We start from the raw sequence: 13760 nt of genomic DNA, 5'->3' as shown, positions 1-13760 counted from the left end.
CATGGCCAAGATTACTGGCAATAAACCAGCATCCAAGCTTGCTGTTGAAACCATCAAGCATGATGACGCCACTCGTAAAAATATTCCCACAGCGGAGTACCAGTCGCTGGTTCAGAAAAGCGATCAGGCTGCATTGAAAGTGAGGTATCCACGCAACACCGATCTAGATCCGCAACTTGTGTGGCGCGGTAAAGATGAGCAAGGTTGGTCTGATCTGGTGGTAAATGCACCGCCGCTTTACATTCAAGACAAAGTACACCCGAAGGTGTTGATTGACGACCTGTTGCGCCGTACCGCAGCAGGTGAGCAGCAGCAATCCGGTGCTATGGACGATATGTTTGCCGATTTCAACGGCCTGCCAGACGAAAACGCCAGAACCGAGTTTTACCAGCATGATGCCCACTGGGCCAATCGCATGATTTTGGGGGATTCCCTTCAAGTCATGGCCAGCTTGGCTGAGCGAGAAGGCTTGCGTGGCAAGGTGCAGTGCATCTATTTTGACCCGCCCTACGGCATCAAATTCAACAGCAACTTCCAGTGGTCTACTACAAGTCGTGATGTGAAGGACGGCAACGCAGGCCATATCACTCGCGAGCCCGAACAAGTTAAAGCATTCCGCGACACTTGGCGCGATGGTATCCATAGCTATCTCACGTACTTGCGTGATCGCCTCACCGTCGCCCGCGATCTCCTCACCGATTCCGGCTCTATCTTCGTGCAGATTGGCGATGAAAATGTACACCGCGTCCGGGCGTTGATGGATGAGGTGTTTGGGGATGACAATCTCATCGCTCAAATTGCCTTCAAAACCTCGGATCCTCTCGGACAAACCGGAGTAGCGAAGGTGTATGACTACCTTGTGTGGTATAGCAAGGACGCCAAGAACTTCAAATACCGTGCAGTTTTTCGTGACCGCGATATTTCCGACGACAAGGAGTATCGCTTCATTGACCAACTTCACTCGGCAGGCGTTCCAGCGGATCGGAGCAGCCAGGAGTTTCTCGAGACGGTTTACCGCAGACGAAATGCGACATCGTCTGGCTTTACCAAAAGCTGCACGTTCGACTTGCCGTTGTTCGGGACGCTGTTTCCTCCTTCGAGCAATAAGAGCTGGTCGAGCAATCCCCAAGGCATGGAGCGGGTGGCAAAAGCTGACCGGTTTTTTATCCTCGGGAAAGATCCATACTACAAGCAGTATCATCGAGACTTTCCCTATTCTCAGCTTGAGAATGTCTGGACGGACAAGCCCGCGGCGCAAGCCAAACGGTATGTCGTGGAGACGGCGGAGAAGTTTGTTCAACGCTGCATTTTAATGACGACCGACCCCGGTGACCTCGTGCTTGATCCGACCTGTGGTTCCGGCACGACCGCGATGGTCTGCGAGCAATGGGGCCGCCGCTGGATCACGATTGACACCTCGCGTGTGGCGTTGGCCCTGGCCCGGGCCCGCATCATGGGCGCGCGTTATCCCTTTTACCTACTGGCCGATTCCCGCGAAGGCCAGCTCAAGGAAGCCGCAGTCGCCCGCTCCACGCCGAGTTCGCAACCCGTACAGGGCAACATCCGTCACGGTTTCGTCTATGAGCGCGTACCGCACATCACGCTCAAGTCCATCGCCAACAACGCGGAAATCGATGTCATCTGGGACGAATGGCAGGCGAAGCTGGAGCCGTTGCGCGAGCAGTTGAACGCCGTGCTCAAGACGACCTGGCAAGAGTGGGAAATTCCGCGCGAGGCGCCTTCGGATAAAAATAAGGTCCAGTGGTCGGACGAGGCTTTGCGGCTGCACGCAGACTGGTGGCAGGCCCGCATCGCCCGGCAGCAAGAAATTGACGCATCCATCGCTGCTAAGGCTGAGTTCGAGTACCTCTATGACAAGCCCTATGGCGATAAAAAGAAAGTGCGTGTAGCCGGGCCATTCACAGTCGAAAGTTTGTCCCCACACCGCGTGCTGGCGGTAGATGAAAATGACGAGTTAATCGATGGCATCGGCAAAAAGCAGGGTGAGTATTCCGAAGAGCGCGACTTTGTGCAGATGATTTTGCAGAACCTGAAAACTGCAGGTGTGCAACAGGCGCACAAAGAAAACAAAATTAACTTCACCTCACTCACGCCGTGGCCGGGTGATTTGGTTTGTGCCGAAGGTCGGTATATGGAGGGCGATGCCGAGCGACGTGCGGCCATTTTCATTGGTCCCGAGTTTGGCACCGTATCGCGCCCTGATCTGGTATCCGCGGCGCGTGAAGCTGGTGATTCTGATTTTGATGTGCTGATTACATGCGCCTTCAACTACGATGCCCAATCCACTGAGTTCGGAAAACTAGGCCGGATTCCAGTGCTCAAAGCGCGCATGAATGCCGACCTGCATATGTCTGAAGACCTTAAGAACACTGGTAAAGGCAATCTCTTTGTCATCTTTGGTGAGCCTGATATCGACATTATTCCTACCAATGACGGCATGGTTAAAGTGAAAGTTAATGGTGTGGACGTATTCCATCCCAATACGGGTGAAGTCCGCTCCGACGGTGCCGACGGCATTGCCTGTTGGTTTATCGACACCGACTACAACGAAGAGAGTTTCTTCGTTCGTCACGCCTACTTTCTCGGCGCGAACGATCCGTACAAGGCCCTGAAAACCACGCTGAAAGCGGAAATCGACCAGGAAGCCTGGGAGTCGCTGAATAGTGATACCTCGCGACCGTTCGATAAACCTAAGAATGGTCGAATAGCGGTGAAGGTCATTAACCATTTAGGTGATGAAGTCATGAAGGTGTATCGAGTGAATTGATGGTGTGTAGTGGTACTTAAAACGATGAAGCGACTCATAAACTTTAAAAGGGATTTTCATGAATTTCCGCATCGCTGATACGTTCACTGACAGCCTTGCTCGCCTTACAGGTGATGAGCAAAAAGCCGTCAAAACCACTGCTTTTGATTTGCAGATTAACCCTGCCAGCACAGGCATGAGTTTTCACAAGCTGGAAAAGTCCAAAGATAAGAATTTTTGGTCGCTACGCGTAAGCTCCGATATTCGGCTGATCGTGCATAAAACTGAATCCAACCTACTGCTGTGCTACGTCGATCATCACGACAAAGCTTATCAGTGGGCGGAGCGGCGCAAGCTAGAAACGCACCCTAAAACGGGTGCAGCTCAGCTGGTGGAAGTTCGAGAGCGGGTAGAAGAGGTGGTTGTCGCTAAATTCGTTGAATATGTTCAGCAGGAGCTGATTAAGCCGCTGCTATTCAACCGTATTTCTGAGGATCAACTGCTGAGCTATGGCGTGCCAACAGAATGGCTGGCCGACGTAAAAAAGGCTGATGAAGATACGTTGTTGCAGCTGGCCGATCATCTGCCCGCAGAGGCTGCTGAAGCGCTATTGGAGTTGGCGACTGGCGGTGTTCCGGTTATTTCAAGAGCTGTAGTGGGTAATGATCCATTTGCTCACCCTGATGCACTGCGCCGCTTTCGGGTAATGGCAGACGTCGAAGCTTTGACACAAGCACTGGATTACCCCTGGGAGAAATGGACGGTATTCCTGCATCCTGCCCAAGAGCAAATGGTTGAGCGCGATTACACTGGGCCGGTACGTGTGTCGGGCTCTGCTGGCACCGGGAAAACTATTGTGGCGCTACATCGTGCGGTATTTCTTGCGCGTCACAACCCAGACTGTCGCGTGTTACTAACCACGTTTTCAGACACGTTAGCGAATGCCCTTCACACAAAGTTACGGCATCTGTGCAGTCGCGACCCGCGCTTGGCTGAGCGCTTGGAAGTTCATGCGATGGACACAATTGGTCAAAGACTATTTGAACGGAACTTTGGCAAGGCAAACTTGGTTAAGAAGTCCCAGCTTCTGACGTTGATTACCGAGGCATCCAGCTTGGTAGCCGAACATAAATTCAGTTTGTCGTTCTTGTTGGCCGAGTGGGAGCAAGTCGTTGATGTTTGGCAGCTGAAAAGCTGGGAGGCTTATCGCGATGTTAAGCGACTTGGCCGTAAGACACGCTTGCCAGAGATCCAGCGGCAACTGTTGTGGAGTATTTTTGAGAGGGTGCTTAGCTCTCTCGAAAAGCTACAGCTAATAACCGTTGCTGCAATGTTCGCGCAGCTGTCGGCGCGCGTGCAAAAAAGTAAAAACCCTGCATTCGAGTTCGTCGTCGTAGACGAAGCACAGGATATCAATGTGCCGCAATTACGCTTTCTTGCTGCTCTGGGCGGGAACAGACCTAATGCGCTGTTTTTTGCCGGTGACCTTGGCCAACGTATTTTCCAGCAGGCATTTTCATGGAGGTCTCTGGGCGTTGATGTGCGTGGGCGCTCGCGCACGCTAAATGTCAACTATCGAACCTCGCATCAAATCCGCATGCAAGCCGACAAGCTGCTTGGCCCGGAAGTCTCTGACGTGGATGGTATTACAGAGTGCCGTGGCGGTACGGTATCGGTATTCAACGGACCTCAACCTGAGATCCATAGCTTCAGCTCTGAAGCTGATGAATCAGCCTATGTAGCGCAGTGGTTAAAAGGTCTTCTGCACGAGGGTGTGCTAGCCCATGAGATTGGCGTCTTCGTGCGGTCTAAGGCAGAGGTCGATGCTGCGATAAGCGCAGTCGAGGCCGCTGGATTAGATTACAAAGTACTTGATGATTTTGTTGAAACAGTGAATGGGTGCGTCTCAATCACCACCATGCACTTGGCCAAAGGCTTAGAGTTCCGGTCGGTGATTGTGATGGCTTGTGATGATGAAGTCATTCCATCACAGGAGCGCATAGAAAACGTCACTGATGATGCCGACCTGAAAGACGTGTACGAAACAGAACGACAGCTGCTTTACGTAGCTTGCACTAGGGCCCGTGACCGATTGTTAGTAACCAGCGGCGGCGTGCCCTCTGAGTTTTTGGAGGACATGGTTTAAGTCCTGCTACTCAACTTTTGGTGCAAGTTCTTGGTTCGAGGGGATGGGGGATCACAGCCAGTGGCTAGGAAGCTCAATGGAGTAGTTCTTGGCGACGGTTTTGAGTGTTGTGATGATCTCAGCATGTCGCGCTTGATGCGCGGACTGCCAATCTGCACGACTTTCCAACAAGAGCTTAAGCTCCGGCAGGTTGTACATACCGAGGCGATGGAGGTTGCCCCAGTTGGCGATGCCGAACAGGTTGTAGATGACCACTGTGGCATCACGCTCACTGGCTAGGCGCTTTTCGCCCATTAGCTTTTCGGCCGCATCCTCTGCGTCGTCACGGTCTTCGTAGGTGTTGAGGAGTTTCATCGGAATCTCGTCTGTGTGTTCGGCAGAATTATACCTGAGGCAGATGCAGCGCTCTTTGGCCAATGCGACAGAGATAGAGGCATCGATCAGCTTGGACAGCAGGAGCATTAATCCTACTAATTAATACGGAGAGCCGCACCATGAGTCTGCCTAATCTAGAGCCCTTAGCCAGCGAATCCTTGTGTGCGTTTGCACTGATTGCCGATAAGGCCGAGGAAAAATTGAAAGCACCGGCAACGGCCAGCGAGGATAGCTTCGCTGTAAGCAACAGCCTCACCGGTGGCAAGGCCATTCAAAATTTGCAAAACATCAGTAAAAATAATCAAGACGGCTGGCGCGCTTTGATTGATGAGCCGGCCATTGCTCGTCTTTTGCTGGAAGATGAGCATGGCGAGCAGAAGATTTTCTATATCTCCCGCCAAGCCAGCATTCCACTTGCAGGTGATACTCAGCTTGCCAGTTATGCGTCTCCAATTGGACGAATGGCAGCGCTGCCGGTCGGTGATGAGGGTGAGGTCATTATTCGAGGCGTGTCAAAGCGCTTCTATCTGGTGGAGAAAACAAGCTTCCATACCTGCAAGCTTGAGGGTGAATGGGACTCCCAGGGTAATGAGTATAGTCATGAAAGTTTGGGCGTGTTTAGTGTCGAATCCCTGCGTGCACTGCTGGCGCTTGAGGGCGTAGATGTTGGTGATGAGCTTGATCGACTATTAGAGCAGGATGCTGCAATCAGTGGTGTTGTTCAGGGTATCACCCATCAGATTAGAACTGCCATGGGGCTGCGTGATCAACCCATCTTGGACAAGTTTCAGGACGATATTTTCCGTTTACCACTTGACAGCCAATTAATCATTCTCGGACCGCCCGGTACCGGCAAAACTACCACTTTGATCAAGCGACTAGGTCAGAAGCTAAACAAAGCCAACTTGGATGAAGTTGAGCTCAAGCTTGCTGAAGCAAACGTTCAAGGTCTGCCATTTGAAAGTAATTGGTTAATGTTTACTCCCTCGGAGTTGCTTAAGCATTATTTAAAGGAGGCGTTCAGTAGAGAACAGGTTCCAGCATCTAATGAGCACATCAAAACCTGGGATGCTCACCGGCATGATTTGGCGCGCAATAGCCTGGGTATTCTGAAAACCCCTAATGGTGGCAAATTCACTCTCAAGGTCAGTATGGATAATCTGGCCGCTGCGGTGCTGAAAGATCCGCAGGCGTGGTATGAAGCATTCCGGCAGTTTCATGTGCAGCGGCTGCAGGGCCAAATTAGGCAAGGAGCCGATATTGTTGTTGCATCTGATGACAGTCATCCATTGGCTACGACCCTGACGAGATGGGTTGAGGATCTTTCGCACCGCGAGCTTGCAGATTGCTATCGTGACTTGAATGCGCTGGAGCCCAGTATCAAATCCAGCCTGGATGCAGCGAAAGCCAGCACGGATGAACTGCTTACGAAAGAGCGCAACCGCATTTTCAACCATGACAAAGACGTGTTTGCACAGCTCGCGAAATTTTTAGCTACGGTTCAGCAGGATGATGATGAGCTGAGTGAGGATGATGAGTTTGATGCAGATGAGGCTGAGGAGGCGGCTAGTGCCACCTCTACCGAGCTGAAAAAAGCTGTTGCAGCTTATGTGAAGTGCCTTAGAGCGTTGGCGCGATATAAGTACCTCAAAAGAAGCCTACCCAAAAATGGTTTGGCTGCAAAAATCCGCGATTGGCTCAATAACAGATTACCTAGCGATACGGTTCTTCAGACAATTGGCCAGAGCATCAGTTTTCAGAATGGATTGCGTCGATTTGTTAATGCGAGCAAGCGCTATGCGTTTGATGTGCCTACCAGTTATCGGTTGTTCCGCAAAACAGAATCCGGGAATACCGATTTTTATCAGCAGGCTCCGGTAAACCAATTTCAGTTGAACGACACGGAAGTGGATGCCGTTGTGCTAATGGTGCTGAGAAATGGCCGCGAACTGTTGGGGCAAACCTTTATTTCTAGAGAGCTGAATGCCTCTCGGTTTGAAAGCCTGCGCAATATGGCAAGCCTGTTCAGGCACCAGATCATGGTTGATGAAGCTACCGACTTTTCGGCATTGCAATTGGCCTGCATGGAAAGCCTGACCTCGCTGGAAACGTTGTCATTTTTTGCCTGCGGCGACTTCAATCAGCGAATCACTCAGACGGGAGTACGCTCGTCTGATCAGCTTGAGTGGGTGTCATCAGCGATTGAGGCGAAAAAAATAAATATCGTTTATCGCCAAAGCCGGATATTGAACGACTTTGCTGCCTTCCTGCTGACAATGATGGGCGGGGATGAAAGCGCTTTGGGTGTGCTGCCCGAGCATTCAATCCATGAGGGTGTACCCCCCGTTTTACTTGAGCATGCAACTGATATCAGTACGGCAGCCCAGTGGGTTGCGGAGCGCATTTTTGAGGTAGAGCAAAGCGTAAAGCAAATGCCTACCATCGCCGTGCTGGTGAATGATGAAGATGATGTAAAGCCAATGGCGGAGCTATTAAATACCTACCTTGAAGACATAACTCTCAAGGCTGTAGCCTGCGAGGAAGGTAAGGCGCTTGGAGAGGGTGCTGATGTTCGGGTTTTTGACATCAAGCACATCAAAGGCTTGGAGTTTGAGGCGGTATTCTTTGTTGGTGTTGACACATTGGCGCAGCAGAAATCTGCTCTGTTCGACCGTTTTCTATATGTGGGCACAACCCGGGCTGCGACCTATCTAGGGATGGCATGTTATGACGTTCTTCCTGAGAAAATGCAATGCTTGCGTGGTTATTATGTTGACAAATGGTGAGGCTAGATAAATTTAGAGATTTAATAGATCTTTCAGTCGATCTGATTTTTTACAGCTTCTTTATTCATCGATACTAATGTAATGCCCTCATTTATGAGGCCATGTAGCAGAGGGAACAGTGCAAAAAAAGCGTACCCCAGCATGAGCAGGCATCTAGCCGCTCAGGTCGATCTAACCAGCCATCTAGACTTCTGGGGTAAGCACGCTGCACTCGACTAAAAATCCAGCCGGCCAGCAGCATGGCAGTCATCGAAGCTGGACACGTATTATTGCAACTCCCAGCAATAGCGCTGCCAGGCAGCCGGCCGGGAAGCGGACGGAAACAGATAGCGTAATGAGTAGCTATATGACTTCCACTAAGGTGGTTTCATAGGTGCCCCAAGTCAGCCACTGATACACAGCCCTCAGGCGCAGCTACAAGGGATCGAGCGTTCGCATGTCTCATGTTCAATGTGTCTTGCATTGGCGCCCATTGATACTCCACGAAAAGATTCTGTATTCCAATAATCGGCACCGAACTGCTTGAAGTAAGGTTTGGAACACAGGTTTATCTGGCGGTAAATGGACGCTCATGGGCTTGGAAGCCCCATATTCACTGGATTTCAGGCAAAAAAAAGACGTCCAAGGACGTCTTCTTTTTGGATTTGGTGGAGCCGGGGGGATTTGAACCCCCGTCCGCCAGTACTCCGCTTTCGGGCCTACATGCTTAGCCGTGTCTATTAAGTTAACCCTCAGCGACCCGACGGGCAGGGTGCTTTGGGCGAGCTGTGTAAGTTTTAGCCGATTCGTCCACAGCGTACTGCACGGCGATCCTGTTCTATATGACAATCACTTTGGGTTTACAGGCATCCCCTGGTGATTGCTGGAGCCGAAGCTACCAGAAGGAAGGCTAGCACCGCTTACGCGGCGAGAGCTTGTTCCCCGTAGGTTTCGTCATTGGCAACTATAGAAAGTTGCAACAGTGGATTTACGACTTCTGTTACCAAGTCGGCATGCCCCTAGAGTTTCATCACCGGCGTCGAATCCTAATCGGCCCCAATTCTGCTGCTCTAGCAGTCAGGCGGCGGAGTCTACCCGAATCAATGAGATACGTCGACCGTCCGCCTGACATTCCGCTCGCGACGGGCTTGGACCAGTCGCGATCCGGCAATTACTTCGCGGCACCGCCGTCGCTGCCGTCACCGCCGGTTTTCAGCTCGGTGATTTTCTTGGTAGTGATGGAGATGCACTCCTTGTCATCGCCACGTTTCTGCGCGGCAGTAGCGTCAGCGACGGTTTTTTCAAGGTCAGTTTTGCTGTCACCGGTGAGGTTGGTAACGGTCGACGCCTCAGCATTTTTCAGCGCTGCGATGTTCGCGCCGCACAGGTCATCAGCAGCGAAAACCGGGGAACCCAACAGTGCAGCGGTAAGAAACAGTCCAGTCAGTGCGGTGCGCTTCATGTGTATCTCCTTGAGCCTGTTGACTCGGTATCGCCGGCTGATTTTACCGGTGCCCGAGATAGAGGAAAAAAAGCGCCGAATGTGTTGTGGCGCTTAAAGAGATGGACTGCCGCTCATCGCAGGGGTTCTATATTTTTTTCACAATGCTGTGAAAAAGCCACGTTGCGAGATGTTTCGGGATCATGGGGCGATCTCCGCCCCATTTGTGTGCATCAAGCGGTTCTTGGTTGAGTCACTCGATCCACGAGATAGACCAGACCGTGGTAGTCGATACCACCGTGTTGCGTGAGCCCGATCTCGCAGGTCCGGCTGGTAGAAATCCCCTCATCACAGTACTGGACCGCCTCTTTCAGCGAGCGCAGCGCGTGGGCATTCAGTTCGGGTGTCGTAAAGCCTTTGTCCCCCGCAAAGCCGCAGCAATGAATGCCTTCGGGAACGACCACATTCACGCTGCACATTCGTGCAAGGTCGATCAGCGCCTGGCTCTCGCCCAGGTGTTGCGTGCTGCAAGTGACGTGAACCGCGATGGGCGCCTGTTGCGGGGTGAACACCAGTTTGTCCAGCAGATGGGTGCGGATGAAACGAACCGGGTCATACAGTTCGAGCCGGGTCTCCTTGAGGTCCTGAATCAGGCGCAACGTACAGGGGCTGGTGTCGCAATAGATCGGATCGAGCCCGCCGCGACTGGCCTTGGTCAGCGCAGCAAGCATCTGCTGGCGCTTGCCTTCCGCCTGCTCGGCGTAGCCCTTGGAGGAGAAAGGCTGGCCGCAGCACAGACTGTCCTGGTCTTCCGGAAATACCACCTGATACCCCGCTTTCTCCAGCAGCCCTCGGGTCTTGTCCATCAGCGACATCTGTTCGCGATCGCCCGCCGCAGGCCCCATGACGCGGGACACGCAGGCCGCCAGATAGACCACGCGAGGGCGCTGATCTTCAACCGGCGGCATGAACCGAATAGCGTTTTCGGGCTGCGGCATCGCGGGCGTCCACTGAGGCACGCGGCCTGAAGACGCTTTGCTCAGCGCGCCGGAAATCTTCGCCAGCCTCGGTGCGCCCAACAGCATGCGGGCGCCATTGGCGGCATGCAGCGTAAATCGCGCGCCCTTCAACGCCGTCGCAAAGTGCTGACTGATCCAGCTAGCGGCCTTGTCGTGATGCGCTTGCTCCCCGCGAAGCTTCTTCACCAGCTCGCCTGTGTTGATGCCGACCGGGCAACGTTGCGCGCACAAACCGGTGGCCGCGCAGGTGTCGATGCCGTGGTACTGATAGTCGCGTTCCATCTGGGTCGTGTCGATGTTCGCGCGTTTTTTCGCCTGAATCTCACGCCACATGACGATGCGTTGCCGTGGGCTCAGGGTCAGGCCCTTCGATGGACACACCGGTTCGCAGAAACCACACTCGATGCATTTGTCGATGATCCCATCTGCAGCCGGCATGGGTTTCAGGTGCTTGAGGTGCACCCGCGGATCGTCACTGAGCACGACGTCCGGATTGAGAATGCCAGCGGGATCGAGCAGCCGTTTGAGTTGCCACATCAGCGCGTACGCCTCGCTGCCCCATTCAAGCTCCACAAACGGCGCCATGTTGCGGCCGGTACCGTGTTCGGCTTTCAGTGAGCCATTGAACTCCACGGCCACCAGTTGCGTGACGTCATCCATGAACGCGGAATAACGCGCAATCTCCTGCGGATCGTTGAAGCCTTGGGTGAAGACGAAGTGCAGGTTGCCCTCCAGCGCATGGCCGAACAGGATCGCCTCGTCGTAGCGGTGCTTTTCGAACAGTTCGATCAATCGCCGAACGCCGATGGCCAGTTGCTCGACGGGGAAGGTCACGTCTTCGATGATCACCGTCGTACCCGTCTCACGCACCGCGCCGACGGCAGGAAAGGTGTCCTTGCGAATGGCCCAGAGCCGTGCGTTCTCGGCCGCGTCTTCGGTGAAATCAACCTGCTTCTCGACCGGAAAGTGCGCGATGGACGCCATGATCTGCGCCAGTTGCTCGTGCAACAACGGCTGCGTCGCAGCGCGGGCTTCGATCAACAGTGCACAGGCGCCGTCCGACAGTTCACGAACAAAGGCCGGCATGCCCGGCTTGTCCTGCACCGAGCGCATGCTGCGCCGATCAAGCAGTTCGACGGCAGCGACCGGCTGGGTTTTCAGCACCGCCACGGCGTTGCAGCAGGTTTCTATGTCGGGAAAAACAATCAGCGCCGTTGCCTTGCTCGGGTGATCGGGCACCGTGTCGTACGTCACCGCGCTGATGAAACCCAGCGTGCCCTCCGAACCCACCAGCAGGTGACTGAGGATGTCGAGCGGCTCGTCGAAATCCACCAAGGCGTTCAGCGACAGGCCGCAGGTGTTCTTCAGACGGTACTTGTGGCGAATCTTCGCGGCGAGTTCGGTGTTTGCGCGCGTCTCACTGCCCAGGTGCGCGAGGCGGTCGAGCAGCTCGGCGTGGCTGACTTTAAATACAGCGACACTGGCGGGGTCTTCCGTGTCCAGGCGGGCACCGTCGGCGAGCACCAGCCGAATGCCAGCAAGGGTGTGATAGGTGTTCTGGGCCGTGCCGCAGCACATGCCGCTGGAATTGTTGGCGACGATGCCGCCGATTTTTGCCGCGTGCATGGACGCCGGGTCAGGACCGATCTTGCGTCCAAATGGCGCAAGCCAGACGTTGGCCTGTGCGCCGATTACGCCGGGTTGCAAACGGATCTTCGTGCCTTGCTCGCGTATTTCACGGCCGTTCCAGTTGTCGCCGAGCACGATCAATACGGAGTCGCTGATGGCTTGGCCCGAGAGGCTGGTGCCGGCCGCACGGAAGGTCACCGGGACTTTATCGGCCTGCGCCAGTTTCAACAGCGCCACGACTTCGTCTTCTGATTCGACGCGGATGACCAGCTTGGGGATCAGCCGATAAAAGCTGGCGTCGGTGCCGAAGGCCAAGGTCGAGAGCGGGTCGTCGAAGCGTCTTCCGGCAGGAATGAGGCTGTTCACACCGGCCAGAAACGCGGCGGGCAAAGTCATGCTGTTTTCCTCGTGGGGCATCTCGGTGGCGCTGCGGCCTCTGTCGGGCCGCATGGGTCGGGATCGGCGTAGGTCAGGCGCCCAGCTCGCGGACCAGCGAATCGCGGGTGATCTCGCTGATCGACTTGGCGCCGGTCAAGACCATCGCCACGCGCATCTCCTTCTCGAACAGATCCAGCAGATTCTTCACCCCGGTCTCGCCATGGGTGGCCAAGGCGTAGATGAACGCACGGCCGATCAGCACGGTGTCTGCGCCGAGGGCAATCATGCGCACCACATCCAGACCGCTGCGAATGCCGGAGTCGGCGAGAATCTTCAGATCGCCTTTTACCGCGTCGGCAATGGCGGGCAGCGCACGGGCACTAGACAACACGCCATCAAGCTGGCGGCCGCCATGGTTGGACACAACGATACCGTCGGCGCCGAATTTCACCGCATCCCGCGCGTCGTCAGGATCGAGGATGCCTTTGATGATCATCGGGCCGTCCCAGGAATCGCGAATCCATTCCAGGTCTTTCCATGAGATCGACGGATCGAAATTGTTGCCCAGCCAGGCGATGTAATCGGTGAGACCGGTAGGGTTGCCGCGATAGGCCGACACGTTGCCCAAGTCGTGGGGCCGGCCGTTGATGCCCACGTCCCACGCCCATTGCGGGTGGGTCATGGCTTGCAAGACCCGGCGCATCGGCCCGCTTTTGCCGCTCATACCGGAGTGCGCGTCACGGTAGCGGGCGCCTGGGACGGGCATGTCGACGGTGAAGACCAGTGTTTTCACACCGGCGGCTTTGGCTCGCTCCAGCGCGTTGCGCATGAAACCGCGATCCTTCAGCACATACAGCTGAAACCACATGGGTCGCTTGATCGCCGGCGCGACTTCCTCAATCGGGCACAACGACACCGTCGACAGCGTGAACGGAATGCCCTTGGCGTCTGCGGCGCGGGCGGCCTGTACTTCGCCACGGCGGGCATACATGCCGCATAGGCCAACCGGAGCCAGTGCCATCGGCATGCTCAGGGTTTCACCGAACAGCGTCGTCTCCAGACTCAGCTCGGACATGTTCTTCAGGATGCGCTGGCGCAGCGCAATGCTGGCCAGGTCGGAAACGTTGTGGCGCAGGGTGTGCTCGGCGTAGGCGCCACCGTCCGCGTAGTGGAACAGGAAGGGCGGGAGCTTGCGCTGGGCGGCGGCGCGGTAGTCGGTGGAGGCAGAAATGATCATGGG

General features: G+C 54.7%; 7 protein-coding genes and 1 other RNA gene. 3 read left to right on the top strand and 5 right to left on the bottom strand.

What is annotated here, in order from left to right:
* Window position 1 precedes the first annotated feature (1 nt).
* On the top strand, window positions 2-2788 hold the full coding sequence (locus ACYASU_RS03815) for a site-specific DNA-methyltransferase (protein WP_463581993.1): 2787 nt from the start codon (window positions 2-4) through the stop codon (window positions 2786-2788).
* Window positions 2789-2846: 58 nt separating this feature from the next.
* A complete protein-coding gene (locus ACYASU_RS03810; protein WP_463581992.1) occupies window positions 2847-4913 on the top strand; it encodes a 3'-5' exonuclease in 2067 nt (688 codons plus the stop codon).
* 51 nt (window positions 4914-4964) lie between these two features.
* On the opposite strand, the gene ACYASU_RS03805 is transcribed toward ACYASU_RS03810, so the two are convergent.
* Window positions 4965-5267 carry a hypothetical protein gene (locus ACYASU_RS03805; protein WP_074819479.1) on the bottom strand — a complete coding sequence of 101 codons (303 nt, stop codon included), beginning with the start codon at window positions 5265-5267 and terminating at the stop codon, window positions 4965-4967.
* 140 nt (window positions 5268-5407) lie between these two features.
* On the opposite strand from ACYASU_RS03805, the gene ACYASU_RS03800 reads away from it, so the two are divergent.
* Window positions 5408-8074 (top strand): ATP-binding domain-containing protein, encoded by a 2667-nt coding sequence (locus tag ACYASU_RS03800; RefSeq protein WP_463581991.1) that lies wholly within the window; start codon window positions 5408-5410, stop codon window positions 8072-8074.
* Window positions 8075-8719: 645 nt separating this feature from the next.
* Here the strand turns inward: ACYASU_RS03800 and ssrA are convergent.
* From ssrA to lldD, 4 genes are all read right to left on the bottom strand, one after another.
* Window positions 8720-9111, bottom strand: a transfer-messenger RNA (tmRNA) gene (ssrA, locus tag ACYASU_RS03795).
* Between the two features lie 113 nt (window positions 9112-9224).
* Window positions 9225-9515 (bottom strand): hypothetical protein, encoded by a 291-nt coding sequence (locus ACYASU_RS03790; protein ID WP_192173322.1) that lies wholly within the window; start codon window positions 9513-9515, stop codon window positions 9225-9227.
* Window positions 9516-9727: 212 nt separating this feature from the next.
* Window positions 9728-12538: an FAD-binding and (Fe-S)-binding domain-containing protein gene (locus ACYASU_RS03785; RefSeq protein WP_463581990.1), complete on the bottom strand. Its 2811-nt coding sequence runs from the start codon at window positions 12536-12538 to the stop codon at window positions 9728-9730.
* A 73-nt stretch (window positions 12539-12611) separates the two neighbouring features.
* Window positions 12612-13757 carry an FMN-dependent L-lactate dehydrogenase LldD gene (gene lldD / locus ACYASU_RS03780; protein WP_463581989.1) on the bottom strand — a complete coding sequence of 382 codons (1146 nt, stop codon included), beginning with the start codon at window positions 13755-13757 and terminating at the stop codon, window positions 12612-12614.
* Window positions 13758-13760: the final 3 nt, after the last annotated feature.

The sequence above is a fragment of the Pseudomonas sp. HP_12 genome, assembly GCF_055283955.1.
This window is presented reverse-complemented; position numbering and strand designations above follow the sequence as displayed.

Bases quoted from the DNA above. Each gene is read 5' to 3' on its own strand.
- ACYASU_RS03815 (WP_463581993.1), top strand. From the start codon at position 2: ATGGCCAAGATTACTGGCAATAAACCAGCATCCAAGCTTGCTGTTGAA.
- ACYASU_RS03810 (WP_463581992.1), top strand. From the start codon at position 2,847: ATGAATTTCCGCATCGCTGATACGTTCACTGACAGCCTTGCTCGCCTT.
- ACYASU_RS03805 (WP_074819479.1), bottom strand. From the start codon at position 5,267: ATGAAACTCCTCAACACCTACGAAGACCGTGACGACGCAGAGGATGCG.
- ACYASU_RS03800 (WP_463581991.1), top strand. From the start codon at position 5,408: ATGAGTCTGCCTAATCTAGAGCCCTTAGCCAGCGAATCCTTGTGTGCG.
- ACYASU_RS03790 (WP_192173322.1), bottom strand. From the start codon at position 9,515: ATGAAGCGCACCGCACTGACTGGACTGTTTCTTACCGCTGCACTGTTG.
- ACYASU_RS03785 (WP_463581990.1), bottom strand. From the start codon at position 12,538: ATGACTTTGCCCGCCGCGTTTCTGGCCGGTGTGAACAGCCTCATTCCT.
- lldD (WP_463581989.1), bottom strand. From the start codon at position 13,757: ATGATCATTTCTGCCTCCACCGACTACCGCGCCGCCGCCCAGCGCAAG.